Source organism: Curtobacterium sp. USHLN213 (assembly GCF_037144815.1).
Classification (GTDB): Bacteria; Actinomycetota; Actinomycetes; order Actinomycetales; family Microbacteriaceae; genus Curtobacterium.
Map to the genome: position 1 here is coordinate 1 of NZ_JBBCYQ010000001.1, position 26987 is coordinate 26987.

Genomic DNA, 26987 nt, shown 5'->3' on the forward strand with positions numbered 1-26987 from the left:
GGGCCGCCCCTCGCACGGGGGGTCCCTGCCGGCCCCCCCCCCCCCGTAGCGGCCCCCTACTCCCGCCGGGCGGCGGGTGCCCCGCGGCCCCCGCGCCTCCCGTCTCGCTGTCACCGCGTCTGTTCATCGACCAGACCTGGCCCGTTCACCCGCCTGTACCCACGCACAGCCATCCTCGGATGGCACCCGTTCGGGGCACAGACGAGGGGAACACCCAATGCAGCACACTCCGCAGCGCCGCCGCCGCGCGGCGCTCGCACTCGGCGCCGCGCTCATCGCCGGCGCCGTCGCCCTGCCGGGCGCGGCCGAGGCCGTCGGGCAGCTCGCGCTGAACCAGCACGGCGGCGCACAGCGCCACCAGGGCGACCAGACCCGGTCGATCCAGCAGGAGATCAAGCGGGCCGGCGCGAAGAACGTCATCCTGCTCATCGGCGACGGGATGGGCGACTCCGAGATCACCATCGCGCGGAACTACCAGTACGGCGCGGCCGGTCGACTCCCGGGCCTCGACGCGCTGCCGCTGACCGGCTCGTACACGACGTACTCCCTGTACAAGGACGGTGCGGACAAGGGCAAGCCCGACTACGTCACCGACTCGGCGGCCTCCGGCAGCGCCTGGGCGACCGGGACGAAGACGTACGACGGCGCGATCTCGGTCGACATCGACGGAAAGCAGCAGCAGACGCTCCTCGAGCTCGCGAAGGCGAACGGCCTCCGCACCGGCGACGTGTCCACCGCCGAGATCCAGGACGCCACCCCGGCGGTCCAGGTCGCCCACGTCGGCGCCCGCTCCTGCTACGGCCCGGACACGGCCTCGTGCGGCACCGACGCGCTGCAGAACGGTGGGCTCGGGTCGATCAGCGAGCAGCTGCTGAACACGCGCCCGGACCTCACCCTCGGCGGGGGTTCGGCGAGCTTCCAGCAGACCGCGAAGGCCGGGCAGTGGCAGGGCTCGACGCTCTTCGCCCAGGCTGAGCAGCGCGGCTACCAGGTGGTCTCCGACGCCGACGGCCTCGCCGCCGTCCGTCGTGCGGACCAGTCGAAGCCGCTCCTCGGGCTCTTCACCCCGGGCAACTTCCCGACCCGGTACGCACCCACCACGGCGACCGTCGGCGGGGCGGACCAGACACCGGTGCAGTGCACGCCGAACCCGGCACGCCTGTCGACCGGGCTGTCGCTGCAGTCGCTCACGAACAAGTCGATCGACCTGCTGAACCGTGACCGTGCGAAGACCGGCAAGGGCTTCTTCCTGCAGGTCGAGGGCGCGAGCATCGACAAGCAGGACCACGCCGCCGACGCCTGCGGCCAGATCGGCGAGACGATCGACTTCGACGAGGCCGTGCAGTCCGCGCTCGCCTTCGCCAAGAAGGACGGCAACACGCTCGTCATCGCCACGGCCGACCACGCCCACTCGAGCCAGATCGTCGACAGCACGCCGCCGACCTCGCTCTCCACGGCGCTCCGTACCGCCGACGGCACCACGATGAAGGTCTCGTACGGCACCTCGGCCGCGGGCAGCTCGCAGCAGCACACCGGCACGCAGGTCCGCATCGCGGCGTACGGCCCGGGTGCCTCGAACGTCGTCGGGCTGTCGGACCAGACGGACACGTTCTCCACCATCCGCGACGGGCTCCGGCTGCACGACGACCTCGCAGCACTGTCGCGCGGCGCCCGCATCGACCTGTCCGTCGGTGCACCGCGTCCGAACCAGCGCGTGACGCTCACCGGGTCGCGGTTCGCCGGTGACCGCCAGGTGCGGGTCGCCGTCGGGTCGACCGACCTCGGCACGGTGGACGTCATCGACGGCACGGCAACGGTGGCGTGGAAGGCGACGTCGGGGAAGTCGACGATCACCTTCACCGGCGTGCAGTCCGGCAAGCAGGCCTCGAAGCAGGTCCGAGTCCGCTAGCCTCCTCGGCTCGGTCGAGACGGCCTGGTGGCACCGGTCCCTCAGGGGGCCGGCGTCACCAGGCCGGTCTCGTACGCCAGCACCACCGCGTGCACCCGGTCCCGCAGCTGCAGCTTCGCCAGGATCCGGCCGACGTGCGTCTTCACCGTCTGCTCGGCGATGTAGAGCTCCGCCGCGATCTCCCCGTTCGACCGACCCCGTGCCAGCAGCAGGAACACGTCGCGCTCCCGTTCGGTCAGCACCTCGAGCACCTCGGTCCGGGGTGCGGCCGGGAGCGGGCCCGCGACGAACGCCTCGACGAGGTGCCGGGTCACCCGCGGCGCCAGCAACGAGTCACCCGCCGCGACCGTCCGGACCGCCTGCACGAGCTCGTCGGCGCTGGCGTCCTTGAGCAGGAAGCCGCTCGCCCCGGCCCGGAGGGCGTCGAACACGTAGTCGTCGATGTCGAACGTCGTGAGCATGACGACCCGCACCGGCTGCGTGGCCGGAGCGGCCGTGATCCGTCGGGTCGCCTCGATCCCGTCGAGCTCGGGCATCCGGACGTCCATGAGCACGACGTCGGGTCGGAGCCGCAGCGCCTCGACGACCGCTTCGGCGCCGTCCGACGCCTCGCCCACGACCTCGACGTCGTCCTGGGCCTGGAGGATCGCCCGCAGCCCCATGCGGAACATCTGCTGGTCGTCCACCACCATCACACGCGTCATCGGGTTCCTCGGTCGGGCGGGGCCGTGTTCGGGCGGGCGGTGCTCGGGTGGGCGGACTGGGCCGTGCTCGGCTGGGCGGGCAGGGTCACGGCGACCCGGAACCCGCCGTCCGGGAGCGGCCCGTGCTCGATCGTCCCGCCGAGTGCCGACACGCGCTCCCGCATGCCGGCGAGCCCGAACCCGCCGTCGTCCGGGGGAGCGGCGGGGACGGTGCCGGCGGGTGGCGCGGCGTTGGCCACCTCGACCGCCAGCAGAGCGCCGCGCCGGGCGACCGTCACCGTCGTGTCGGCACCGGGAGCGTGCCGCGCGACGTTCCCGAGGGCCTCCTGCACGACCCGGTACGCGCTCAGCTGTGCCAGCCGGTCGTCCCCGTCGTCGGGTGCGTCGTCGTCGAGGTGGAGCTCGACCGGGATCCCGGCGGCCCGCGTGGCCTGCACGAGCGCGGGGAGGTCGGCGAGCCGGGGCTGCGGCGCCCGTTCCGCCGAGCCGTCGCCGCGCAGGGTGCCGAGCAGCTGCCGCATCTCGCGGAGCGCCGTCCGCGAGGTCTCGGCGATCGCCGCGAACTCCGCACGTGCTGCCGGCGGGAGGTCGGCCACGCGGAAGGGCGCCGACTCGGCCTGCATGTGCACGACGGACATGCTGTGCGCCACGACGTCGTGGAGTTCGCGGGCGATCCGGGAGCGTTCCTCGACCGACCGGCGGCGGGCCTGCTCGAGTTCGGCGTCGCGGCGGGCCTCGGCGAGCTCCACCCGGACGGCACGTCGCTGCCCGATCGCCACGGCCGTCCCGGCGAGGAGCAGGTCGCTGCCGGCGGACACGACGAAGGTCGCGGCCCAGACGTCGGCCGGGTCCCACCGACCGGGGACCACCGCGACCAGGCCGAGCGTGAGCACCGTCGCCGCGGTCCAGACGGCGGCGGTGAGTCGCCAGTCCGTCCGGACGCCGAGCACGACGAGGAGCGCGCCGACGCCGATGATCGCGGTGACCGGGAGCGGCCACGGACCGGCCGGCGACCCGGCGGTGAGGAGCCCGAGGGCCGCCACCCCCGCCAGGTGCACCACCGAGGACGTCCGCGGCAGCACCGGAGCGAGCCCGAGCGAGACGGAGAGCACCGCGGTCACGAGCAACGCGAGCGGCACGGGCACGTCGTACACGGCGACCGTCACGGGTGCGGCCACCGCGAAGAGCGTCGCGGCGACGACGACGAGCACGATCCGGGCGGCGACGACGGGCCAGGTCGCCCACTCCCGGCGCGTCGACCACGGCCGGCGTCGGCGCGGCGTCACGGGTGGGACGTGGGCGGTCACGGTCGTGCGGTCCCTCCGGAGTGGGCGAGGTGGGGTGCGGGGCGGGCGGCGTCGAGGACCGCTGCCCGGGCGTCCGCGCGGTCGTCCGCCCGGGCGGTTGCTCGGGCCTCCCGCTTCCGGGTGACTCTACCGATGACCCGGTCGACGGCGATCCCCAGTCCGGCGGCGACCACCATCGAGACCAGTGCTGCGACGAGCGGCTCGTGCAGCACGCTCGACGCCGCGAGGGCGATCCCGATCGAGGTGGCCGACCACGCCAGACCGGCGACCGAGCTGATCGCGAGGAACCGGCGGTAGGGGAGCCGGGTCGCACCGGCGGTCATGTTCACCGCGACGCGTCCGACGGGGATGTACCGACCGACGAGGATGAGGCTCGCGGACCGCCGTCGCATCTGGCGCTCGGCGAACGCGAACGCCGCGGCGATCCTCGGACGCCGGGACCGCGCGAGGCGGCCGAGTCCGATCCGACGGCCGATCCAGTAGGCGACGGAGTCCCCGGCGACCGCGCCGAGTGCGGCGGCCGCGAGGACCCCGACGAGGACCGGCTGGCCGGAGGTCGCGGCGATGGCGGCGACCGCGACGAGGGCGGCCTCGCTCGGCACGGGTGGGAAGAAGCCGTCCACCAGGCAGAGCGCGAAGAGGACGACGAAGACGAGCGGGCTGGCCGCCAGCTCGACGACGAGCGGGGTGATCTGGTCGAACACGGTGGCTCCCTCCGCCGACGGACCTCGTCGACGGGTTCGACGCTACGGAGCGTGCGACCGGCTGCCATCCCGCGCGGGTCTCGACCACCCCCTACCGCGGTATGACTTCCCCCTGACGGGTCACGGTGTGGCCTCGGGGTCCGTCCGCGCGGCCTCGGTCGCTGCGGCCGCTTCGCGGATCCGTCGGACGACGGCGGTCGTGGAGTGCTCGGGCACGTAGTCGACCATGACGACCTCGCCGCCGTAGCCCTGCACCACCGCGGTCTCGCGCAGCATCTCGGGGGAGTAGTCGCCGCCCTTGACGTAGACCTCGGGGTGCAGCCGTTCGATGAGCGGGATCGGGGTGTCGGTGGCGAAGACCGTCACCAGGTCGACGCACGCGAGGGCGGCGAGTACGCCGGCCCGGTCCTCGGCCGGGTTGATCGGCCGTTCCGGACCCTTCAGGCGCCGGACGGAGTCGTCGTCGTTCAGTGCGACGACGAGCAGGTCGCCGAGGTCCCGGGCCTGCCGGAGGTACGTCGTGTGCCCGCGGTGGACCACGTCGAAGCAGCCGTTCGTGAACACGATCCGTCGTCCGGCCTCCCGCGCGGCGTCCACCGCGGCGGCGAGCTCGTCGTGGTCGACGACGGTCGCGGCCGGCGCGGTCACCGACTCGAGCAGCGCCGCGGCCGAGCACACCGAGGTCCCGGCCTCGCGGACGACCACGTCGGCTGCCGCCTGGGCGACCGACACGGCGTCGCGGAGCGGGGCGTGCACGGCGAGCGCCACCGTGGCAGCGGCGCAGAAGGTGTCGCCGGCGCCGGAGGCCTGCTGCTCCGACGCGGGGACCGCCCGCGTCCGGAAGCCACCGTCGGGACCGTGCTCGACCAGGACCGTGCCGTCGCGGTCCAGCGTCACGACCGCCGCACGTGCGCCGGTCCGTCGGAGCACCTCGTGCCGGGCGTCGACGATCGCGGACGCCCGGTCCGGGCCGGTCCCGAGCGGCGCCCCGAGCAGGGCGGCCGCCTCGCCGGCGTTGGGCGTCACGAGGTCGGGCCGGAGCGCCGCCCAGCGGGTGAGGTCGTGCGCGTCGACGACGACCGCGGTGGGACGGTCGGCGTCGAGCACGGGGACGACGTCGGCCGGGTCCACCCCGAGGCCGTAGTCGCAGACGACCGCGGCGTCGGCGCACCGCAGCGCGCGGGCGACGGCCTCGGCCAGCCGGACGCCGTGCTCGGCGGTGGGCTCCGCGGCGATCTCGTCGACGCGGACGACGACCCGGTCGCCGCCGACGACCCGCGACTTCGTCGTGGTGCGGGTGCCGGGGACGACGACCATGCAGGACGTGTCCACCCCGGCGGCGTCGAGGCGTTCGCGGAGCACGGCACCGGCCTCGTCGTCACCGAGCAGCCCGACCATGCGGACGCGGGCGCCGAGCGCGCGAGCGTTCACCGCGGTGTTCGCCGCGCCACCAGGGACCGCCACGGTCTCCGTCACCCGGACCACCGGGGCCGGGGCCTCGCGCGAGACCCGTTCGGCCTCGCCGACGGTCCAGCGGTCGAGGATGCAGTCGCCGATGACGACGACGAGCGGCTCGCGGTCGTCGACCGTGGCGACGAGGTCCCGGACGAGCCGGACGTCGACGCTCACCGGGCACCGCCGGCCGGCGGGGCCGCCTCGAGGTGCACGACCGTCGTGGTGGTGAGCTCGTCGAGCAGGTGCGGGCCGTACCCGAACCCGGCGCCGGAGGCGCCCCGGGGCTGCGCGCTGCCGCCCGGGGCACCGCCGAAGACGGCGTTGACCTTCACCGTGCCGACGGGGAGTTCCGCGGCCGCACGCAGTGCGTGTCCGGTGTCGTTCGTGAGCACCGTCGCCGCGAGGCCGTAGCGGTCGGCCGCCGCGAGTCGCAGGCCCTCGTCGAAGTCCTCGACGACGCGCACGGGGGCGATCGGCCCGAAGGTCTCCTCGGTCATGACGAGCATGTCGTCGGTGACACCGGTGAGCACGGTCGCGGGGTAGAAGGCGCCCGGGCCGTCCGGTGTGGCACCGCCGGTGCGCGCCGACGCCCCACGCTGCAGCGCGTCGTCGACGTGCGACTGCACGGTGCGCCGGAGCCGGTCGTCGACGAGCGGCCCGTACTCCGCCGCCGGGGCGGACGTGCGCCGCTCGGCCTCGGCGACGAGTGCGGTCACGAACGGCTCGGCGACCGCGCGGTGCACGTAGACCCGCTCGACGCTCGTGCAGATCTGGCCGGTGTTCGCGAAGGCGCCGAGGGCGACCTGGGCGGCGGCCCACACCGGATCGACGTCGGCGTCCACGACGACCGCGTCGTTCCCGCCGTTCTCCCGGACGACGTGGGCACGGGTCCGCACTGCAGCCTCGGAGAGCCGGTCTCCGGTCGCGGTGGAGCCCACGTGCGCGTACACGTCGATGCCGTCCTGCGCGAGGAGCAGTTCACCCGTCGCGCCGTCGCCGTCCACCCCGACGAGGACGCCGTCCGGCAGGACCTCGGCGAGCAGGGCGTTCAGCCGGGCGATCGTCGCGGGGGAGCGCTCGCTGCCCTTGTGCACGACCGTGTTGCCGGTGACGATCGCGGCGCCGAGGATCCCGCACGCCACGGCGACCGGGTCGTTCCACGGGGTCAGCGCGAGCACCACGCCGCGGGGGTGCGGCACCGACCAGTCGGCAGCGCCGAACGCGCCGCGCAGGGCCTCGCCGCGGTGCACGGGTCCGAGCTCGGCGTACTGCACGAGCGTCCCGACCCCGGCCTCGACCCCGCCGAGCGCGTCGCCGGGGACCTTGCCGGTTTCCCGGGTGTTCAGCTCGGCCAGCTCCTGGGCGTGCGCGCGGACGTGCTCGGCAGCGCGGTGCAGCAGGGCACCCCGCTCCGCCGGTGCGGTCCGGGCCCACATCGGGGCCGCGGCCCGGGCACGGGCGACGGCGGTGCGGACCTCGTCCTCGGAGGCGCGGCGCACCGTCGAGGCGAGGGTCCCGGTGGCGGGGTCGGCCACCACGATGGCATCGGTGGCGGGGGGAGCGATCGTCATGGTGTCCTTCCGGGGGACGGGCGGGGGTCCGACGGTCCTCGCGGGAAGCTGGGCACGCCCACGGCATCGCGTTTCTCGTCCATCCGAGCCCGCTGCTGGACGTCCGGGCGGCCCCCGGTCGGTAGACGGGACGGGTGCAACTGATCGGCAACGGTGGAGAACGGTTCGACGACGTCCGCGAGATCGGGGTGCTCCGGGGCGGGGGCCTCGGCGACCTGCTCTTCGCGGTGCCGGCGCTCGAGGCCCTGGCAGCGGCGTACCCCGACGCGCGCATCACCCTGCTCGGCACGCCGACCGCCCCGGCGGTGCTGCGCGGCCGGACCGAGGCCGTGCACGCGTTCGAGGAGCTGCCGGTCGTCCCGGGCGTCCGGGACTCCGGCGAGGGTGCTCCGACCCTCGCGGACTTCGAGTCGCGGCTCGCCGGGCGCTTCGACCTCGCCGTGCAGCTGCACGGGGGCGGACGGAACTCGAACCCGTTCCTGCTCCGGCTCGGCGCCCGGCACACGGTCGGCACCGCTACCGAGGACGCCGAGGTCACGGAGCGCTGGGTCCGCTACGTCTACTACCAGCACGAGGTCCTCCGGGCCCTCGAGGTCGTCTCGCTCGCCGGTGCCGCACCGGTGACGCTCGACCCGCGGGTGCGCGTCTCCGACGAGGAGCGCGCGGCGGTCCGCGACCGGCTCGGCGTCCGCACCGCGTCGGACCGCAGCGGGCGGCTCGTCGCGATCCACCCGGGGGCCACCGATCCGCGGCGCCGCTGGACCCCGGACCGGTTCGCCGCGGTCGCCCGGGCTCGGCTCGCCGCCGGTGACGACGTCGTCCTCGTCGGTGACGCCACGGACGCGCCCGCTGCGGGAGCGATCCGGGCCGCGCTGCCCGCCGACACCGCGGACCGCGTGCACGACCGTACGGGCGCGCTGTCGCTCACCGACCTCCCGGCGGTCCTCGCGGCGGCGGACGTCATGGTCGGCGACGACTCCGGCCCGCGGCACCTCGCCGTGGCCGTGGGCACCCCGACGGTGGGCGTGTTCTGGTTCGGCAACGTGGTGAACGCCGGTCCGTTCGACCGCGGTCGGCACCGCGTCCACCTCTCGTACGTGACGCGGTGCCCGGTGTGCGGGGTCGACGTGACGCAGGTCGGGTGGACGGCCGAGCGCTGCGCGCACGACCCGTCCTACGTCGACGAGGTCGAGCCGCAGGCCGTGCTCGCCGACGTCGCGGACCTGCTCCGCACCACGTGACTGGAGGCGCGGTGCGGGCCCGCACCGCGCCTCCCGTCCGTCAGACGGTCGCGTCTACGGCCAGCTCGGCTCCGTCGCCGGCATGATCGACAGCTCGCGGATCTCGCAGCCGGCCGGCTGCGCGAGCGCGAACAGGATCGCGTTCGCGACGTACTCCGGCTCGATGAGCTGCGCGTCCGGCCCGGGCTTGTACTGCTCCGTGCGGTCGGCGAAGAAGTTCGTCCGCATGCCCGCCGGGATCACGTTCGTGACGCCGACGCTGCCGCCGGTCTCGGCGGCGAGGGCCTGCGAGAACCCGCGGACGCCGAACTTCGACGCCGAGTAGGCGGTGCCGTCCCCGACGCCGCGGAGGGCGAGCGACGAGGAGACCGTGACGACCCGACCGTGCGACGCCTCGAGCGCGGGCAGCGCCGCACGGACGACGGCCGCCGTGCCGAGCAGGTTGACAGCGACGATCCGCTCCCAGTCGCCGGACGAGATGCCGCCGATCGGTGCGGGCTTGTCGATCCCCGCCGCGGTCACGACGGCGTCGAGGCCGCCGTGTCGCTCCGCTGCCTCGCGGACGGCTCGCTCGGTCGCCTCGGTGTCGGTGACGTCGACCGCGACGGCGTCGAGGCCGTCCGAGACGGCATCGATCCGGAGGTCGAGGACGATCGGCGTGCCGCCGGCCTCGGTGACTGCGGCGACGACGGCGGCCCCGAGGCCGGAGGCGCCGCCGGTGACGAGGACACGGCCGATGGGGGTGGTGGGGACGGGCATGGACTTCCTTCCGTGGTGGGGGTGGTGGGGCGTGCCGGCTCAGCCGACGTGTTCGAGGGCCGCCGCGAGTCGCGTGGTCGACCGGCCGGGGTGGAACGGGACCGTCACGACGCGGCCGCCCCACTCGGCGAGGGTGTGCGACTCCGGGAGCTCGGCCGCGGTGTAGTCGCCGCCCTTCGCCCAGACGTCCGGACGGAAGCGGCGCAGGGCCTCGTCGGGCGTGTGCTCGTCGAAGACCACGACGGCGTCGACGCAGTCCAGCGCGAGGAGCAGCTCGACGCGGTCGTCCTGGCCCATGATCGGCCGGTCGGGGCCCTTGAGCGCCCGGACCGAGTCGTCGGAGTTCAGGCAGACCACCAGGCAGTCCCCGAGCGCCCGGGCTGCCGAGAGCGTGCGGGCGTGCCCGGCGTGCAGGAGGTCGAAGCAGCCACCCGTGGCGACCACGGTCCCGCCCGCGTTCCGCACGTCGTGCACGAGGCGCATCGCGTCGCGGTCGGCGCCGGGGACGCGCACGGGTGCCGGACCCTCCTGGGCGAAGAGCGCCGTGACGCCGCCCGCGGCGAGGTACTCGGACGCGGCGGTGACCCCGGCGGTGACGGCCTCGGCGACGTCGGCTCCCGAGGCGAGGGCGACGGCCACACCGGCGGCGAGACGGTCGCCCGCGCCACAGGGATCGCCTGCGGTGACGGAGGGTGCCGGGACGAAGCGGTTGCCGTCCCGGCTGCTCGCGACGAGCGCGCCGCGGTCGCCGAGCGTCACGGCGACGGCGTCGACGCGCCACGTGGCGACCAGGTGGGCCGCTGCCGCGGTGGCGAAGGTGACGTCCGCGCTGCCGGCGCTGCCCGCGCCGGCGTGGGGCGCCACGACCGCGTCGGCGGTGAACCGGCGCGCCTCGGCGGAGTTCGGGGTCACGACCGCGACCCCCGCGACCGGCGTGGCGCCCTTCGGGTGCGGGTCCCAGACGACCGGGGTGCTCCGGGCTGCGCGGGCGAGGGCCTCCCGCATGCCCGGCGCGGCGGCGACCCCGCGACCGTAGTCGGCGACGACGACGGCGTCGACCCCGTCGAGGGCGGCGGTCATCGCGTCGGTGACGTCCGGGACGGGCGGGGTGCCGCAGCCCTCGTCGATCCGCACGAGGGCGTGGTCGACGACGCGGACGCGGGTCTTCACGGGTGTGGGCGCTCCGGACGGGCCCGCGACGACGGTGACGTCCGGGAGCAGGCTGCGGATCTCCGGTCCACGGGCGTCGTCGGAGAGCACGGTGACGAGGGTCACGTCGTGGCCGTCGCGCGCGAGCATCGTCGCCACGAGGCCTGCGCCACCGGCACGGCGGTCGTCGGTGCGGACGTCGACGACGGGCACGGGCGCGTCGGGGCTGAGGCGCTCGCTCGTGCCGGAGACGTCGACGTCGAGCAGGGTGTCCCCGACGACGGCGATGCGGAGCCGCGGCGCGGTCGCGGACCCGCCCGGCCCCGGCACGGTGGGATTCTCGCGCGGCCCGGTCATCGCCGTGCCCCGCGGCGGAGCGCCGGTTCCATCGCCCGGCACAGTGCGTGCACGAGGACGAGCTGCGCCTCCTGCACGTTCGCGGAGGGCCCGTCGATGCAGATCGCATCGTCGACCGCCTCGGCGAGCGGGTTCGGCCGCGGCCCGGTCATCGCGATCGTCCGGGCCCCGACGGCGCGGGCGGCCTCGGCGGCGCGGAGCAGGTTCGGGCTCCGGCCGCTCGTGCTCAGCAGGACGAGGACGTCGCCGGCCCGTGCGTGCGCCGAGACCTGTCGGGCGAAGACCTGGTCGAAGCCGTAGTCGTTCCCGATGGCCGTCACGGCGGAGGACTCGGCGTGCAGGGAGATCGCCGAGTACGCCGGGCGGTCCCCGTCGAAGCGACCGGTCAGCTCGGACGTGAGGTGCTGCGCCTCGGCCGCCGACCCGCCGTTGCCCGCGGCGAGCAACCGACGGCCGGCGACGAGCCGCGCGGCGATGTCGTCCGCCCAGGCGCCGATGTGGTCGCCGTGGTCGACGAGCGACGCGACCACGGGGACCGAGGCCGCCACGTGGTCGAGCACGATCCGCGCACTGGCGCTGGTGCGCTCGTCGACGGTCCCCGTGCGTTGGTCGATGGTCATCGTGCCGTCCTCTCGGTGGACTGGGTGGAGCGGGCGGCCCGTCCGGCCCGTGGACCGCGGGGCTCGGTGTCGATCGGGGCGAGGGCGTCGGGGACGGGGGCGGCGACCGACCGGCTGCCGGCGAGCAGCCGCTCGTAGGCCCGCTCGCTGTCCGCGGCGACCTTCTGCCACGTGTATCGCGACTCGGCACGCTCGCGGCCGGCCCGTCCGTACTGCGCCCGTCGACCGGGGTCGTCGAGCAGACCGCCGACGGCCGCGGCCACGGCGTGCTCGTCGCGCGGGGGCACGTGCAGCCCGGTGGCGTCCTCGACGACGGTGTCGATCAGCCCCCCGACGCTCGACGCGACCACCGGGCGTCCGCACGCCATCGCCTCGAGCGGGACGATCCCGAACGGCTCGTACCAGGGCGCGCAGACGACGACGTCCGCGCTGCGGTAGACCGCCGGCATGTCGTGCTGTCCGAGCTGGCCACGGAAGGTGACGTGGTCGCGGACACCGAGGGACCGCGCGAGCGCGTCGAGGCGCTGGTACTCCGGATCGTCCGGGAGGTCGGCGCCGGCGACCCCGGCACCGCCGACGACGACGAGTTCGACGTCGCGACCCTCGTGCACGAGCGCGGCGAGTGCGGCGATGGTGGTCCCGACGCCCTTGCGCCGGACGAGCCGCGACGCCGTGAGGATCCGGGCGGCACGGCCGCGCTCCTCCACGGGGAGACCGGCGCCCTCGGGTCGGAACAGCGACACGTCGACGCCGCAGGGCACCACGGAGATGCGGTGCAGCGGGACACCGAGCGCCTTCAGCTCGAACGCCTCGTCCGAGCACGTCGCCACGACCTGGTCGGCGCTGCGGCCCACCGCGGGCTCGAGCCACTCGCGCTCGGCCGGGCTCGTGTCGGCAGCGCCCTGGTGTCGGCGCTTCACGACCCCGAGCGCGTGGAAGGTCTGGACGACCGGGATGCGGACGCCGCCGGTGCGCGCCTGGACCTGGGCGACGGCTTCGAGGGCCGCGTGCCCGGACATCCAGAAGTGCGCGTGCACGACGTCGGGCCGGTCGACGAACCACTCCGCGGCGAGCACCGACGCGAAGGTCCCCATGTACGGGAAGAGGTCGTCCTTCGGGACCGCCCGCGCGGGCCCGGCATCGACGTGCACGACCTCGACGCCGGGGCGGAGCACGACGCGCACGGGCTGGTCGGCGTCGTCGCGTCGCGTGTACACCGTCACCCGGTGCCCGCGGTCCGCGAGCGCGCCCGACAGTTCGGCGACGTGCACGTTCTGCCCGCCGGCGTCGACCCCGCCGAGGACCGCGAGCGGACTCGCGTGCTCGGACACCATCGCGATCCTCATCGCGCACTCCCTTCCAGCGCGGCGGAGGCCGTGCGGTTCCGCGTCACGGCGCGCGTCACGGCGTCGTCGAGCAGGTCGTCCCAGTCCGCGGTGAAGCGACCGAGTGCGTGCCGCGCGAGCGCGGCCTCGCGGGCGACGGCACCCCGTCGGCGCGCTTCGTCCGGATCCTCGAGCAGGGTCCTGGAGGCGCGGACCAGCTCCTCGACGTCCGTCGCGATCGCGCCCGCCTCGGCCGGGACCGTGCGGGCCGCGTCCGTCGTCGCCAGGACCAGGACCGGCATCGCCAGGTGCATCGCCTCGATGAGCGACAGGCCGAGGGACGTCCACCGGTTCGGGTGCACGTACGCCCGGCGCTCGGCGAGGGCGGCGTGCATCGGGTCTGCGGGCACGTCGCCGCGGGCGACCACACGGTCGCCGAAGCCGAGTTCGGGCAGTCGCTCGGTGCCCATGCCCCAGACGTCGACCGGCGCGACCGCGGCGAAGCGGGGGAGCAGGTCGGTCCCGACGACGCGGCCGCGGCGCACGGGTTCGTTGATGACGACGCCGAGTCGGTCGAGCGTGCCGGTGTACCGGGGCCCGGGGTCGACGACGCCGTGCTCGACGACCGTGGTCCGCGTCGAGCCGCAGTCCCACATGAGCGCGTTCCAGTGCGTGACGTGGGCGATGGTGACGTCGTCGCGGTCCCGCAGCGGGTGGCGGCTGTTCGGCACGTCCACACGGGGTGCGTTGTGCTCGACGAACACCATCGGGACCTCGCGCCCGCCGAGCAGCTGGCGCGCCTCGTCGAGTTCCTCGGGCCGCTGCAGCACCACGACGTCGACCTCGGCGTCGGCGACGTCGGCCGGGTCGATCTCGACGACGGAGGCCGGCCAGGCGCGGTCGGCACGGCCGAGCCCCCAGGCGTCCCGGGCGGGCGTGGTCGGGACGAGGTACTCGTGCTGGCCGCGGACGAAGGCGTCCATCCAGCCGCCGTGCACGTGCCACACGAGGATCCGCATGCGGGGCCTTCCGGTCGGGATGAGGAGAAGAGGAGGAGGAGCAGTGCGGAAGCTACGCAGCACCTTCTGGCGTGCTCCGCAGACTTCTCCGGACCATCCGGGAAGCGCGGTCGAGCAGCCTCCGGTGCGCTTCGAGGACGTCCTCGATGCGCACGGAGGACAGGCACGGGTGCCCCGGCACCGGGCACGCTCGGGCTCGGCTGAGGCGACACGGAGCCCCCTGGTCGCCGAGCAGTTCGACGAGCGGTGCGTCCGGCGCCCACTTGACCGCCGGGACCACCGGCGAGAACAGGCTGACGATCGGCACGCCCACCGCTGCGGCGAGGTGCGCCGGCCCCGTGTTGCCCACGACGACGACCTCGGCACCGGCCAGGACCGCCGCGAGCTCGGCCGGCGTGGTGCGTCCGCCGAGGTCGATCGCGGTGTCGCCGGCGACCCGCGCCGTCAGGGCGCGCTCGCCCGGCGAGCCGGTGACGACGACGGCGGTGCCCTGCGCCGCGTACGCGGCGACGAGGGCCCGGTGACGGTCCTCCGGCCAGGCGCGGGCCGGGACGCTCGCGCCGGGGTGCACGACCACGTACCGGTCCAGCCCGGCCACCTCGGCAGGCGGGGCGACGTCGAGACGCACGCCGAGCCTCCTGGACGCACCCGACGGCAGTCGGAACCCGGCGGCCTCGGCGATGCGGAGGGCGCGCTCGGGTTCCGGGACGTCCTCGGGGAGGTCCTCGCCGGGTCGGAGCCGCACGTCGAGCAGTGAACCGGGGTGGTCGACGCTCGCGCCGGAGACGCGACGGACGCCCGCGAGGCGGAGCAGCAGCGCGACCGGCAACGGCGACTGGTGGAACGAGGTGAGGACCACGGCCTCGTCCGGCGCCTCCTCGGCGACCAGGGCGCGGAAGTCGGCGAGCAGTGCGTCGTCGATCGGGCGGGCGGTCTCGGTGACCCACGGCGCCGCCCAGACCCGGACCCGGTCCACGCCGGGCAGCAGGTCCGCGGCGGGCGCACCCTGCGGCCCGCACAGCATCGTCACGTGGGACGCGCCGGCGGCCACGGCCCGGACGGCGGGCCCGGCGACGAGGACGTCGCCGAACGAGTCGAGCCGGACGACGAGGACCCGGGGTCCGGTCCTCACGAGCGCACCGCCCGCACGTGGTCGAGGACGAGCGCCACGGCGTCCTCGATCGTCGCCGCCACGGTCGGCGCGGCGTCGACCTCCTCCTGCCGGGTGCGCGGCGTCGGGACCAGGACGGCCTGGGCGCCCGCGGCCAGAGCGGCGCCGACGTCCGCGCCGATGTCGCCGACGACCACGAGCTCGGACGGGTCGAGACCGAGTCGTCCGGCCGCGTCGAGGACCATCCCGGGCCGCGGCTTCCGGCACGCGCAGTCGTCGTCAGCGTCGTGCGGGCAGACGCACCACACGTCGAAGGGTCCGACGAGTTCGTCCACCCGGGCGTTCGTGGCGTCGACCTGCTCGCGCGTCGCCATCCCCCTCGCGATCACCGACTGGTTCGTGACGACCCCGAGCGCCAGCCCTGCGGCACGGGCACGTGCCACTGCTCGACGCGCGCCGGGGACGGGCACCACCCGGTGCGGGTCGGCGTTGTACGGGACGTCGATGACGAGCGTGTCGTCCCGGTCGAAGAGGAGACCGCGCACGGTGCGGTCCGGAGCGAGGGCCATGCTCCTGACGTACCGACCGCGGGCCGGTGACGGGTTCAGGAACAGCCGCGGAACGCGTTCCCGGACGGGTAGGCGGCCGCGTCCGTCTACCGTCTGCGCGGTGACCGCCGTCGACACCCTGCCCCCGTCCGACGGGCGCCCCGAGCTGCTCGTGCTCCGCGCCATCAAGCTCGGCGACCTGCTCGTTGCCGTGCCCGCACTGCACGCGCTGCGCCGCGCCTTCCCGGACCACCGGATCTCGCTCGCGACGACGGCCTGGCTGGCGCCCGTCGTGGCGCTCGTGCCCGACGTCGACGTGCACCTCGCCCAGCACGGTCTGGACCACCCGATCGGCGCACCCGCGGGCGCGGTCGACGTGGCCGTGAACCTGCACGGTGCCGGGCCGGAGTCGTCCGACCTCGTCGCCGCGCTCGGTGCCCGTCGGGTGATCGGCCACGCCGACCCCACGAACGGCTTCGACGGACCGGAGTGGCCCGACGCGGTGCACGAGCGCGACCGCTGGGCCGAGCTGCTCCGGTGGCACGGGATCGAGGCCGACCCCGACGACGTCGCGATCGCCCGTCCCGACGCGCCGCCGGTCGCCGAGGGTGCCGCGGTCGTGCACGTCGGCGCGTTCCACGGTGCGCGGCACTGGCCGACGGACCGCTTCGCCGCCGTGGTGCGCGGACTGCGCGAGCGCGGCCTCGACGTGGTGCTGACGGGAGGCGCGGACGACGTCGAGCGCGCCGCCGCCGTCGCGCAGGCGGCCGGGCTGGCGCCGGGGGCGGTCCTGGCCGGCGTGCTCGCACTGCAGGACTTCGCGGGCGTGGTCGCGGCCGCGCGGCTCGTCGTGACGGTCGACACCGGCGCCGCGCACCTCGCGTCCGCCTACGGCGTCCCGTCGGTGGTCGTCTTCGGTCCGGCGCCGCCGGAGGCGTGGGGGCCGCCAGCCTCGGGTCCGCACGTCGTCCTCACCGACGCCTCGGTGCGGCGCGGCGACGTCTTCGCCGAGGACCCGGACCCCGCGCTGCTCGCCATCGGGCCCGACGACGTGCTCGCCGCGGTGGACTCGCTCGGCGTGACCGACCCGTCCGCGGCCCGGTAGCGTCGACGGCGAGCGACCCGGACGCGCCGGGTGCTCGCGAGGAGGCGCACGTGTTCGAAGCCGCGAACATCCGGGACTGGATCGGCCTGCCGGTCGTCGACGAGGCGGACGACAAGGTCGGGACGCTCGAGAGCATCTACTACGACACCGCGACGTCCGAGCCCGCCTTCGGCGCGGTGACCACGGGGATGGTCGGCTTCCAGAAGCTCCTGTTCGTGCCCCTGACCGGAGCCCTCGTCGCGCCGAAGCACCTGCGTGTCGCGTACCCGAAGAAGACCATCAAGGCCGCGCCGACGATCGCGACCGACGGCGAGCTCGACGCGTCGCTCGAACCGGAGGTCTACCAGCACTACGGGCTCGAGTACCGCACCGGCAGCGGGGGAGAGCGGCGCCTGGGTCGTCGCTGACCGCGGCGCCCGGTCGGTCGCTGACCGCGGCAGCCGGGTCGACCGGTTAGCCTGGTCCGTCCGACCCGTCCCTGGAGGCCGAACCTGCTCCGCTCCGTCCGCTCGACGCTGCTCGCCGTGGTGGCGGCCTTCGTCGTGCTCGCCGGATCGGTCGCGGGTGGTGGTGCGGCGTCGGCTGCGCCGATGTGGCCGGTCCCGCAGCCCTACCCGGTGACCGGTGTGCTGGCGGAGACGCTCGCGGACATCCCGCCGGGCAGCGAGTACGTCGCGCTCGGCGACTCGTACTCCGCGGGGTACGGGCTGTCCGACCCGACGCACCTGCCGACGAGTGCGTGCGGGCAGTCCGCCCAGGACTACCCGCACCGCATCGCCGCGCGCTTCGGGCTCGCCCTCACCGACGTCACGTGCGGCGGCGCCACGAGCGACGACGTCACGAGCGGCTTCCAGTTCAAGGGTGTGCCCCCGCAGATCCGATCGCTGTCCGAGCGCACCCGCCTGGTGACGCTGACGATCGGCGGGAACGACGCCGACCTCTTCGGTACGGCGGCGTCCTGTCTCGCGCTCTCGGCGAAGGGCCCGGTGTTCTCCGGACGCGACGCACCGTCCTGCCGGAGCACGCTCGTGACCGACGGCGAAGACCTGCTCGGCACGAAGATCGAGTCCCGCGTCGCCCTCGGCATCGCCGACACCCTCGCCACGGTCAAGGAAGCCGCGCCGAACGCGACGATCGTCTTCCTCGGGTACCCGGCGATCTTCCCGGACGCCGACCACACGCCGAAGGGCGGCTGCTTCCGGTCCGCCCTCGACCTCGGGACGCTCGCGGGGTCCTTCCCGACGAACTCCTACCCGTTCACGAACACCGACGTGCGGTACCTGCACGGCGTGCAGGAGGCGCTGAACGACGTCTCGGCGTCGGCGGCACGGGCGGCCGGGGTCCGGTTCGTGGACGTGTTCTCGTCCACCCAGGCGCACTCGGCGTGCGCGACGAAGAAGCCCTACGTGTCGGGCGTCTCGCTCGACGGCACCGGCGACCTGCGGCGGATCGACCTCGAGCCGGGCGCCCTGCACCCGAACACGCGGGGCGTCGCCTACCTCACGAAGCGCGTGGCCGCCGCCGCGCGCGACCTCGCCGGCTGACCGGTCGCGGCGGGGACCTCCGCGCTGCCGGCGTCGTGTGCGCCGTGCGCCGCCCGCGGGACCACGCACACCGGCGACGCCGTCTCCCGCAGGACGTCGTGCAGCACCGACCCCGAGAGCGCCGTCACGTGCCCGAGGCCGAGCACGACGAGCGAGGCACGGCGGGTGTGCGCGGCGATCGCGTGCCCCGGGTGCCCCTCGACGAGCAGCGGGTGGAACCGGACGCCGGGGTACCGCGCGGTCAGGGCCGTCGTGACCCGCTGCAGCAGCTCGGCGTTCCGGGTGCGCCACCGCATCGGGTCCTCGGCGAAGTCCGTGAGGCCCGTGCGGGTCAGCACCGGCATCTCCCAGGCACGCAGGAGCGTCACGCGACGGTGGAGTCGGTGCGCCTCGTCGACGGCGATCGCGAGGGCGCGTTCGTCGATCGGCTCCTCGACCGCGAGGACGACGTCGCCGTCGATCGGGTGCGGTCCCTCCGGCACGACGACCGTCGGTACCGCTGCACGTTCGGCGACCCGGGCCGGGTCCCCACCCGCCGTCGAACCGCGCCGGCCGCGGAAGGTCCCGACGACGAGCACGTCGCCACCGTCCGACTCCTCGACGAGTGCCGCGGCGAAGGGCCCGGCGTGCCGACGCACCTCGACCCGGACGTCGGGCATCGCGGTGCGGGCGGCGTCCGCCAGGGCGTCGGCCACGCGCTTGCCGTCGGGTCCGGTGCGCCCTTCGATCGCCGGGTCCACGCCGATGACCCGGATGCGTTCGATGCCCGTGCCGACCCGGGACGTGACCCAGTGCAGGGCTTCCTCGTGCGGCTTCGCCGCGTCGGCGGCCAGTGTGACCGTCGTCCACCGTTCGTCCATCCCGATCGACCTCCTCGTCCGGGGTCCTCCGGGGGCGTCGCCATGGCGCTCCTTGCGTTGCAAACTACTCCCGTTGCCCGCTGTGTAGCCTCGCGCTGTGGTGTTGAGCGCTGGACTCCTGCTGTACCGGGCCGACGACGCCGGCGTGCAGGTCTGGATCGCGCACATGGGCGGGCCGTTCTGGCGGAACCGCCCGCGCGCGTGGTCGATCCCGAAGGGGATCGTCGAGGGGGACGAGAACCCGCTCGACACCGCACGGCGCGAGTTCGCCGAGGAGATCGGGGTCGCCGCACCGGACGGACCGGTGACCGACCTCGGCGAGGTGCAGCAGGCGTCCGGCAAGCGCGTGCGGGTGTTCGCGGTCGACGCCCCGGGCTTCTCGGTCGATCGGGTGCGGTCGAACACGGCGCGGATCGAGCTGCCGCGGGGCTCCGGACGGTTCGTCGAGGTGCCGGAGGTCGACGACGCACGGTGGATCCTGATCGACGAGGCGCGGTCGATGGTCGTCGCGGGACAGGTCGCGGCGCTGGACCGGCTGACCGCGGAGTGACCGGCTCCGGGCGCGTGTCACGAACACGTCTCGGTGTGGACGGACTTCGCGGTCGCTGGATAACCTGAGCGAGCGTCGTGGTGAGGCGGCGCCGAAACAGGGGAGTTCCACATGCGGCGTTGGCGCGCAGTCACCGCAGGGCTGACCGGGATCGTGCTCGGAGCGGGTCTGGCGATCGGGGGCGCCACGAGCGCGTCCGCCGCGCCGGCCGGCCACTGGGGCACGTTCACCGTCAGCGGGTCGAGCAAGGCCTACACGGGCACGATGACACTGCCGGGGTTCCCGGCGACGACGTTCACGTCGAACTCACGGCAGTCCACCGTGATCAGCGGTGCCTCGACCTGGCAGGGGCCGTCGACGGGGCCGGGCGCGGTGTACGGCTCGAGCCGCGGGAACACCTACATCAACCAGCGTCCGAACGCCGACTCGCCGACCGCGTCGGCAGCGTCGACCACGACCTACACCTTCGACGGTGCGACCCCGGGCAACGGCAGCTGGTCCTTCGTCCTCGGTGACGTCGACGCCGACCAGGCGACGATCTCCGCGACCGTCCAGGGCGGCGCAGCGGCGACCGCGGCACAGCTCGGCTACCAGAGCTCGTACAACTCGTGCTCGTCCGTCTCCGCCGGCGGATGGAGCTGCCCGGCCGATCCGGGCGGGGTCCCTGCTGGCCAGGACGCCCCCACGTGGGACGCCGCGACCCGGACCCTGACGGGGAACGCGGCCGCCAACGACACCTCCGGCGCGACCGCGTGGTTCAGGCCGACGGTCCCGCTCGAGACCCTGACGATCACCTACCAGCAGCGCAGCGGGTTCCCCGTCTACCAGACCTGGTTCGCCAACCGCACGGCGGCGATCACCGGCACCGCGACGCTCGACGACACCCCGATCCCCGGCGCGACCGTCACGGTGCAGGCACCCCGCGGCACGCTCTACACGACGACCACGGGCGCCGACGGCACCTACTCGTTCCCGGAGCTCCCGGTCATCGGCGGCTACACCGTGACGATCACGCCGCCGCCGAACGCCGACGGCACCCCGTCGGCCACGACGTCCCTCAACACGGTCCCCGGCGGCGCCGACCAGGTCGTGGACTTCCCGTTCACCGCACCACCGGGCACCACGTCGGTGATCGGCACCGTGACCGACGCCGACGGCAACCCGGTGTCGAACGTCCCCGTGGTGATCGTCGACCCGTCCGACGGCGAGGAACTCGTCAACACGACGACGAACAGCGACGGCGTCTACACCGGTTCCGACCTGCCCGCCGGCACCGACCTCGGTGTCTCGGTCGGCGACGAGGACCCGACGACGATCACGACCGGACCGGCCGGTGGCGACCCCACCGCGCTCGACCCGATCGAGGCCCCCGCCGCGGTCATCGCGACCGTCACCGGTGTCGTCAGCCTCGACGGCGCTCCCGTCGCGGCCGGTCAGGTCGTGGAGCTGCTGCAGGGCACCACCGTCGTGGCCTCGACCACCACGGATGCCTCGGGCCGCTACACGTTCCACACCGCGGCCGGCACGTACACCGTCCGCACCACCGTCCCGGAGCCCGGCGCGACCGGCCCGACCCAGAACACCGGGGTCACCGTCGCCGGTGGCGCGAGCGCGGAGTCGGACCTGCCGTTCGCGACGCCCGCGGCGCCGGTCGTCACGACCACGGACCAGCCCGGCACGGTCACCGACACGAACGGCGACCCGGCCGCGGGCGTCGACGTCGTCGCGACCCCGACCGACCCGGAGGCCGGCGACCCCGTCCGGACCACCACGGGCACGGACGGGACGTTCGACCTCACCGGCCTCGCGCCCGAGACGGAGTACACCGTCGAGGTCGACGGTGCGGACCCGGTGACGATCACCACGCCCGCGAGCGGTTCGGCCACGGCGCTGGCGATCACGGTCCCGGCCGCCGTCGTGACCCCGACCCCGACGCCCACCCCGTCGGCTCCCGCTCCGGCTCCGACCCCCGGCGGCGGTTCCGGCACGACGCCGATCTCGTCCGGTGGCGGATCGACCACCGGCGGCGCGCTGGCGTACACGGGCGCCGATCTGACGCCGGGGCTCATCGCGGCGGGCGTGCTCGTGCTGCTCGGCGGCGGACTCCTGACGTTCCGGGCGGTGCGCAACCGCCGCCGGACGTCGCACCTGCAGGACTGACCGCACGACGACGGGGCGGGGCCGGCGCTGCCGGTCCCGCCCCGTCGTGCGTGCGGGGCGCTGCCCACCGCGTGCGAGGTCCCGCCCAGTCTCGCGCGCGGCGCCCTGCACGCACCGTGCGAGGCCCTGCGCAGCGTGCCCGGCTCCCAGCCCCGCACGGAGCACGGAACCTCGCACCTTGCCGCACCGCCCTCGGACCGCACCGTGCGCACCGGGCGCACGCCGCGCCTCCCGTGCCGCGCGCCTCACGCACCGGGCCCACGCCGCGCAGCCCACACCGCGCCGCCCACACGCAACGTGCGAGGTCCCGCGCACCGTGCTCGGCTCCCGGCCCCGCACGGAGCGCGGAACCTCGCACACTGCCGCCCCAGAGAGCGCGAGCGCCCGGACGCCTCAGCGCCGCCGACGCGTCGGCACCGACCCCGTCGCCACCGCGACCGACCCCGTCAGGGTCTGGATCGCCCGCGACACCACCGGCACCGAGGTCGTGACGACCGCGAGCGACGACGTGATCGCCTCGATCGACGAGGTCGACAGGTGCTCCTGGTTGTGCGTGTGCACCGGGAAGCCCCGACGCGCCGCGATCACGACGCCGAGCGACCCGACCAGCACCACGGCCCCGGCGAACGGCATGAACTGCAGCCCGACGACCCCGAGTGCCTGGCCGCCGATGGCCGCGCCGCCGGCGATGCCGATGTTCGACGCACCGTTGATGAGCGCACCCGCGATGTCGGGCGAGACACCGCCGGAGCGGATCGCCGCGGCCATGAAGAGCGTGCCGGTGGTGCCGTTCGCGGCCATCCAGACACCGGCGACGACCATCGTGCCGAGCAGCGAGCCGTGCACGAACGGCAGCACCGCGAACGCCGCCGCCATCACGGCGACGGCCGCGATGAGCGTCTGCCGCGGAGCCCGGTCGACGAACATGCCGGCGAGCCAGAGACCGACGACACCCGTTCCGCCGAGGACGAGCAGCGCCCCGCTGACCATGTCGGCGTCGAGCCCGGCGTCGATCGCGTACGGCCCGATGTACGTGTAGACGACGTAGTGTCCGGCGAAGAGCAGCAGGTCGGCGATCACGACGGAGAGCAGGCCGGTGCGTGCCCAGGCCTTCGGCGAGCCGATGTGCGGCGACGATGCCCCGCGGACGCTCGGCAGGAACAGGAGCGCGACGACGGCCAGTGCTGCTGCGGCGACGGCGACGGCACCGACGGCCGGGCGCCACCCGATCGACTGCGCGACCCAGGTCGCCACGGGCACGCCGATGACGAAGCCGAGCGAGCTGCCGGAGTACACGAACGCGATCGCGCGACCGGCGAGACGCGGCGGCACGATGCGCGTCGCGTAGGCCGAGGCGACCGAGAAGAAGAGCGCGTGCGCGACGCCGCCGACGATGCGACCGGCGCAGACCACCGCGAAGGACGGCGCGAGCGCGATCATCACGTTCGACACCGTGTAGCCGATGAGCGTCGCCACGAGGACGGTCTTGCGGGGGAGCCGGGCGGTGAAGGACGTGAGCGGCAGCGCGAGGATCGCCACGGCGGCGGCGTACACCGTCACGACGATGCCCATGGTCGACTCGGAGACGCCGAGGTCGGCGCTCATGGTGCCGAGCAGCCCGACCGGCATGAGCTCGGTCGTGATCGCGAAGAACGTCGCGAGCCCGAGCACGGCGATGCCGACGATCGACTGCGTGGTGACGGTGATCGGCCGCGTGTTCGTCGACACGGCCGAGGTGGTGGTGTTGGTGGACACGATGCTGACCTCCTCCGGGGAACGGCGGAGCGCGCGTCGGTGTCGACGTGACGACGACCGGACCAGACGGTGCCGGCCGACGATGCGCGCTCGCTGTGGTGTGTGGATTGTGGGTACGACTCCACGGCGAGTGCGCTCTTCCAGTGTTGCACGCTGCAGCGAGGAGATGCGAGGGCCTTCGCCGAGAAAGTCCTAGGAGCGCTCCAACGCCATCAGTGCCGAGACATTCCCGATCAGTTCTCGTTCGTCACGGTGCCCTGCACCCCGCCGCCCCGGAGGCTCAGCGTCAGCGTGCCGCTCATCGACTGCGCCGACAGCGAGACCGACCCGTGCAGCGCGTCCTGCCGCGGGTAGCACGCGGACGTCGACTCCAGCCGGTTCGCCGTCGCGACGAGGCAGATCGTCGACCGGTCCGTCCCGACGCCGGCCCACACGCTCCAGGGGGTCTCGAACGAGCCGCCGTCGAGCGCACGGTTCGTGAAGATGAGCCGCGTCGTCCGGAGCGTGACCGGCGCCTCGACCGGTCCCGGCAGCTGGTCGGCGTAGGTCTGCGGCGCGTCCAGCAGGTCCTCGAGCGTGATCGTCCCGGCACTCGGCGTCACGCTCGGCGCCGCCGCCGGGTCCGGCCTCGAGGTCCCGACCACCGTCCCCGCCGCGAACGCCACGCCGACGGCAGCCGCGACGCCCAGCCCGATCCAGACGCGCGGCCGGGTGGTCCAGAACACCCGTGCGGCTCGCGTCCGCCAGGCGCCGATGCGGTCCAGGAGGCGCGACCCGCCCCCGTCACGGTCGCCCGGCTCCGTCCCGTGGCCGGTCCCCACCCCGTGGTCCGGTCCGTCGGGGACCCCGCTCGTGTCGTCGGTCGCCGCCGGGTCGAACGGGCCCGGAGCACCCGCGGCGGCGTCCGCGCCCTGTGGTCCCGCCTCCGGTGTCCGCGGCCCCGGTGTCGACGGCACCGAGACCGGACCCGGTGCCGGCGTCGTGACCCGGTCGGCGACGGCTCCCGAGGAACCGGCGAGGGGCCGCGCACCGCCGGTGTGGAACGGGCTCGTCGTGCCGGACGTGACGGCCCGGTCGGAGCCGGCCGCGGAGGTCGGACGCGACCGCCCCGTCGACCGGGCCCGCGGGGAGACGGGAGCCGCGCCTCCTGGACCGCGCCGTCCTCGGCCGAGCCGCTCGAGGGCGAGCCGCGCTGCGGCCGCGTCGGTCTCGGACGCGGCACCACCCCATGCGAGCGCCTCGAGCCGTGCTCGTTCTGCTGCCACGTCGTCGTCGGCCATGCGCACTCCCGGTCCGGTCGCACTGTCCACCCATCGTCCCACCGGCGCCGTGCGGGCGCGCACCCAGTTCGCGGGGCGTAGACGGGGATCATGAGCGACAAGCACGATCCCGACCCCGAGACCCTCGAGCCGCTGAGCCACGACACGCAGTCCGGGGAGGCCGACTACGTCGCGACGAGCCCGGGCGGGACGGGCACCGAGCGGCACGTCCCCCTGCCGGACGAGGAGCAGGGACGCGGCACCGAGTACGACCCCGTCGACCAGGGCCCGCAGCAGGAGGGTCAGGGCGGCTGACACACCCGCCGCCCGACCGCGACGTCATGCGAGCACGCGCCGCAGCACCGCACGTTCCCCGAGCGTCCACGCGGCACTCGTGACGACGTAGAGCGCGGCGGCCAGGGGCGCGATCGCGGCGAACACCACCGTGACGAAGGGTGCCCACCGGCCGATCGCCGCCGTCGCACCCGCTCCCGGCACCGCGGCGTCCGGCACCGCGGCCGGGTTCCACCGCAGGTTCGCGCGCCGGGTGAGCTCGACCACGAGGGCGAGCACGGCGAGCAGGAGCACCACGACCCACGCGTGCCACCAGAGCGGCGAGGTCACGACGACCACGAGCGAGTGCCCGAGGGGGACGCCCGCGAGCGTTGCCGTCAGCAAGGTGTTCACCGTGCCGTCGATCGAGGCGTGCGTGAACAGCGTGTAGACGAGCGACAGCACCGGCGCCTGGGCGAGGACCGGCAGGCACCCGGCGAGCGGCGAGACCCTCTCGTTCGTGTACAGCTCCTGCATCGCACGCTGCAGCCGTTCGGCGTCCTTCGCGTGGCGCTCCCGGAGCGCGGCGATCTGCGGGGCGAGGCGTCGGCGGTCCCGTTCCGCGCGGACCTGCAGCACGGCGAGCGGGACGAGCACGGCCCGGACCACCAGGGTGAGCAGCACGACGGCGACGGCGGCGGCGAGCCCTCCGGCGACGGGGGAGAGCGCCGCGATGGTGGCGGCGAGGAGGTCGGCGCCGCCGTGCAGCAGCGGCCCGACGAGGGGCAGGGTGGTGAGGTCCATGACGTTCCGATCGGTTCGGTGGGAGGGGTCGCGTGTACGGCCCGTCCACCGGTCGGTGGTCAGGGCCTCAGGCGACGGCTCCCGGTGCCCGGGGTCGGGCGTGCCCGTCGGCGTCGGGGTGGCTCCACGCGATCCGCGTCACGAGGTCGACCGGGGCGCGCGACGACGCCGACCGGACCGGCACCAGGCCGAGGACGATCGCGAGGACGCCGGCGACCAGCACCGCGACCGCCACGGCCGTGAGTCCGAGCGCGGCGACCGCGAGCAGCGGGACGGCACCGACCGAGGGGTAGCCGAGCACCAGCGCGGCGGTGGCACGCAGCAGGAGTTCGACGGCGGTCATGGTCCGTTCAGGGTAACGCCCGCGCGCCGTCGTGGGGGAAGTGGCTGGTCACGGCAGGATCGTGCCCATGACCGCAGGTTCGCCGAGCACCCCAGCGACCGCCGCCCTCGAGCGGGCAGGGGTCGCGTACACGCCGCACGTGTACGAGCACCACGAGACCGCCACGAACTTCGGCGAGGAGGCCGCGGCCGCCCTCGGGCTCCGCGAGGAGCAGGTGTTCAAGACCCTCGTGGTGTCGGTCGACGGTGCCCTGGCCGTGGCGATCGTCCCGGTGGCGAACCGGCTCGACCTCAAGGCGATCGCGGCTGCCGTCGGCGGGAAGAAGGCGACGCTCGCGGACCCGGCCCTCGCCGAGAAGCGCACGGGCTACGTGGTGGGCGGGATCAGCCCGGTCGGGCAGAAGACGAAGCTGCCGACCGTGGTGGACGAGTCGGCGCTGTCCTACGCGAGCATCTTCGTGTCCGGCGGGCGTCGCGGCTTCGACATCGAGGTGTCCCCGGCGGACCTCGTGCGCATCACCGAGGCGACCGCAGCACCGATCGCACGGACCTGAGC

General features: G+C 74.8%; 26 protein-coding genes. 9 read left to right on the forward strand and 17 right to left on the reverse strand.

Annotated features, from left to right (window positions below; all coding sequences use genetic code 11):
- The first annotated feature begins 217 nt into the window (after positions 1–217).
- The gene (gene phoA, locus WFH25_RS00005; RefSeq protein ID WP_336696433.1) at positions 218–1909 is read left to right on the forward strand and encodes an alkaline phosphatase; all 1692 of its coding nucleotides are present in this window, start codon (positions 218–220) and stop codon (positions 1907–1909) included.
- Between the two features lie 41 nt (positions 1910–1950).
- On the opposite strand, the gene WFH25_RS00010 is transcribed toward phoA, so the two are convergent.
- The 5 genes from WFH25_RS00010 to WFH25_RS00030 all read right to left on the reverse strand — a co-directional run bounded on the left by WFH25_RS00010 (position 1951) and on the right by WFH25_RS00030 (position 7650).
- Complete coding sequence (locus WFH25_RS00010; protein WP_071294651.1) at positions 1951–2613, reverse strand: response regulator; 663 nt, start codon at positions 2611–2613, stop codon at positions 1951–1953.
- The gene (locus tag WFH25_RS00015; protein WP_336696434.1) at positions 2610–3920 is read right to left on the reverse strand and encodes a sensor histidine kinase; all 1311 of its coding nucleotides are present in this window, start codon (positions 3918–3920) and stop codon (positions 2610–2612) included. The genes WFH25_RS00010 and WFH25_RS00015 overlap by 4 nt, the downstream gene beginning before the upstream one ends.
- Positions 3917–4624: a DedA family protein gene (locus tag WFH25_RS00020; RefSeq protein ID WP_336696435.1), complete on the reverse strand. Its 708-nt coding sequence runs from the start codon at positions 4622–4624 to the stop codon at positions 3917–3919. The genes WFH25_RS00015 and WFH25_RS00020 overlap by 4 nt, the downstream gene beginning before the upstream one ends.
- Positions 4625–4744: 120 nt before the next feature.
- A complete protein-coding gene (gene rfaE2 / locus WFH25_RS00025) occupies positions 4745–6253 on the reverse strand; it encodes a D-glycero-beta-D-manno-heptose 1-phosphate adenylyltransferase (protein ID WP_336696436.1) in 1509 nt (502 codons plus the stop codon).
- Positions 6250–7650: an aldehyde dehydrogenase family protein gene (locus WFH25_RS00030; RefSeq protein ID WP_336696437.1), complete on the reverse strand. Its 1401-nt coding sequence runs from the start codon at positions 7648–7650 to the stop codon at positions 6250–6252. Before WFH25_RS00030 ends, rfaE2 begins: the two co-directional genes overlap by 4 nt.
- A 134-nt stretch (positions 7651–7784) precedes the next feature.
- Between WFH25_RS00030 and WFH25_RS00035 the strand changes: the two genes are divergently transcribed.
- On the forward strand, positions 7785–8891 hold the full coding sequence (locus WFH25_RS00035; protein WP_336696438.1) for a glycosyltransferase family 9 protein: 1107 nt from the start codon (positions 7785–7787) through the stop codon (positions 8889–8891).
- Between the two features lie 54 nt (positions 8892–8945).
- Here WFH25_RS00035 and WFH25_RS00040 read toward each other — a convergent pair whose 3' ends face one another.
- Genes WFH25_RS00040 through WFH25_RS00070 form a run of 7 tightly spaced genes read right to left on the reverse strand, consistent with a single transcriptional unit; the run spans position 8946 to position 15800 of the window.
- On the reverse strand, positions 8946–9650 hold the full coding sequence (locus WFH25_RS00040) for an SDR family oxidoreductase (protein ID WP_336696439.1): 705 nt from the start codon (positions 9648–9650) through the stop codon (positions 8946–8948).
- Between the two features lie 39 nt (positions 9651–9689).
- Positions 9690–11129 (reverse strand): PfkB family carbohydrate kinase, encoded by a 1440-nt coding sequence (locus tag WFH25_RS00045; protein ID WP_336696440.1) that lies wholly within the window; start codon positions 11127–11129, stop codon positions 9690–9692.
- A gap of 23 nt (positions 11130–11152) precedes the next feature.
- Complete coding sequence (locus WFH25_RS00050; RefSeq protein ID WP_261646710.1) at positions 11153–11776, reverse strand: D-sedoheptulose-7-phosphate isomerase; 624 nt, start codon at positions 11774–11776, stop codon at positions 11153–11155.
- Positions 11773–13122 (reverse strand): glycosyltransferase, encoded by a 1350-nt coding sequence (locus tag WFH25_RS00055; RefSeq protein ID WP_336696441.1) that lies wholly within the window; start codon positions 13120–13122, stop codon positions 11773–11775. The genes WFH25_RS00050 and WFH25_RS00055 overlap by 4 nt, the downstream gene beginning before the upstream one ends.
- Positions 13119–14120, reverse strand: a complete 1002-nt coding sequence (locus WFH25_RS00060) for a glycosyltransferase (protein ID WP_336696442.1) — start codon at positions 14118–14120, stop codon at positions 13119–13121. Before WFH25_RS00060 ends, WFH25_RS00055 begins: the two co-directional genes overlap by 4 nt.
- Before the next feature lie 52 nt (positions 14121–14172).
- Positions 14173–15252 (reverse strand): glycosyltransferase family 9 protein, encoded by a 1080-nt coding sequence (locus WFH25_RS00065; RefSeq protein WP_336696443.1) that lies wholly within the window; start codon positions 15250–15252, stop codon positions 14173–14175.
- On the reverse strand, positions 15249–15800 hold the full coding sequence (locus tag WFH25_RS00070; RefSeq protein ID WP_336696444.1) for an HAD-IIIA family hydrolase: 552 nt from the start codon (positions 15798–15800) through the stop codon (positions 15249–15251). Before WFH25_RS00070 ends, WFH25_RS00065 begins: the two co-directional genes overlap by 4 nt.
- Before the next feature lie 100 nt (positions 15801–15900).
- On the opposite strand from WFH25_RS00070, the gene WFH25_RS00075 reads away from it, so the two are divergent.
- From WFH25_RS00075 to WFH25_RS00085, 3 genes are all read left to right on the forward strand, one after another.
- Entirely contained in the window at positions 15901–16884 is a 984-nt protein-coding gene (locus tag WFH25_RS00075; RefSeq protein WP_336696445.1) for a glycosyltransferase family 9 protein, read from the forward strand.
- 50 nt (positions 16885–16934) lie between these two features.
- Positions 16935–17291: a PRC-barrel domain-containing protein gene (locus WFH25_RS00080; protein ID WP_070418952.1), complete on the forward strand. Its 357-nt coding sequence runs from the start codon at positions 16935–16937 to the stop codon at positions 17289–17291.
- A 117-nt stretch (positions 17292–17408) separates the two neighbouring features.
- Positions 17409–18428 (forward strand): SGNH/GDSL hydrolase family protein, encoded by a 1020-nt coding sequence (locus WFH25_RS00085; protein ID WP_336696446.1) that lies wholly within the window; start codon positions 17409–17411, stop codon positions 18426–18428.
- Here WFH25_RS00085 and WFH25_RS00090 read toward each other — a convergent pair.
- Entirely contained in the window at positions 18380–19288 is a 909-nt protein-coding gene (locus WFH25_RS00090; RefSeq protein ID WP_336696447.1) for a universal stress protein, read from the reverse strand. The genes WFH25_RS00085 and WFH25_RS00090 overlap by 49 nt on opposite strands.
- Before the next feature lie 97 nt (positions 19289–19385).
- Between WFH25_RS00090 and WFH25_RS00095 the strand changes: the two genes are divergently transcribed.
- A complete protein-coding gene (locus tag WFH25_RS00095; protein WP_336696448.1) occupies positions 19386–19838 on the forward strand; it encodes an NUDIX domain-containing protein in 453 nt (150 codons plus the stop codon).
- A 111-nt stretch (positions 19839–19949) separates the two neighbouring features.
- Positions 19950–21998, forward strand: coding sequence for a carboxypeptidase-like regulatory domain-containing protein (locus WFH25_RS00100; protein ID WP_336696449.1), 2049 nt, complete (start codon positions 19950–19952; stop codon positions 21996–21998).
- A gap of 393 nt (positions 21999–22391) precedes the next feature.
- Here the strand turns inward: WFH25_RS00100 and WFH25_RS00105 are convergent, their stop codons facing one another.
- Positions 22392–23753, reverse strand: coding sequence for an MFS transporter (locus tag WFH25_RS00105; RefSeq protein ID WP_071294666.1), 1362 nt, complete (start codon positions 23751–23753; stop codon positions 22392–22394).
- A 233-nt stretch (positions 23754–23986) separates the two neighbouring features.
- Positions 23987–25033 carry a hypothetical protein gene (locus tag WFH25_RS00110; protein WP_336696450.1) on the reverse strand — a complete coding sequence of 349 codons (1047 nt, stop codon included), beginning with the start codon at positions 25031–25033 and terminating at the stop codon, positions 23987–23989.
- 90 nt (positions 25034–25123) lie between these two features.
- Here WFH25_RS00110 and WFH25_RS00115 point away from each other — a divergent pair, with 90 nt between their 5' ends.
- The gene (locus WFH25_RS00115) at positions 25124–25327 is read left to right on the forward strand and encodes a hypothetical protein (protein WP_071294668.1); all 204 of its coding nucleotides are present in this window, start codon (positions 25124–25126) and stop codon (positions 25325–25327) included.
- A 24-nt stretch (positions 25328–25351) separates the two neighbouring features.
- On the opposite strand, the gene WFH25_RS00120 is transcribed toward WFH25_RS00115, so the two are convergent.
- Positions 25352–26089 carry a YidC/Oxa1 family membrane protein insertase gene (locus WFH25_RS00120; RefSeq protein WP_336696451.1) on the reverse strand — a complete coding sequence of 246 codons (738 nt, stop codon included), beginning with the start codon at positions 26087–26089 and terminating at the stop codon, positions 25352–25354.
- A 67-nt stretch (positions 26090–26156) separates the two neighbouring features.
- Complete coding sequence (locus WFH25_RS00125) at positions 26157–26432, reverse strand: DUF6412 domain-containing protein (protein ID WP_336696452.1); 276 nt, start codon at positions 26430–26432, stop codon at positions 26157–26159.
- Between the two features lie 67 nt (positions 26433–26499).
- On the opposite strand from WFH25_RS00125, the gene ybaK reads away from it, so the two are divergent.
- On the forward strand, positions 26500–26985 hold the full coding sequence (ybaK, locus tag WFH25_RS00130; protein WP_070418963.1) for a Cys-tRNA(Pro) deacylase: 486 nt from the start codon (positions 26500–26502) through the stop codon (positions 26983–26985).
- Positions 26986–26987: the final 2 nt, after the last annotated feature.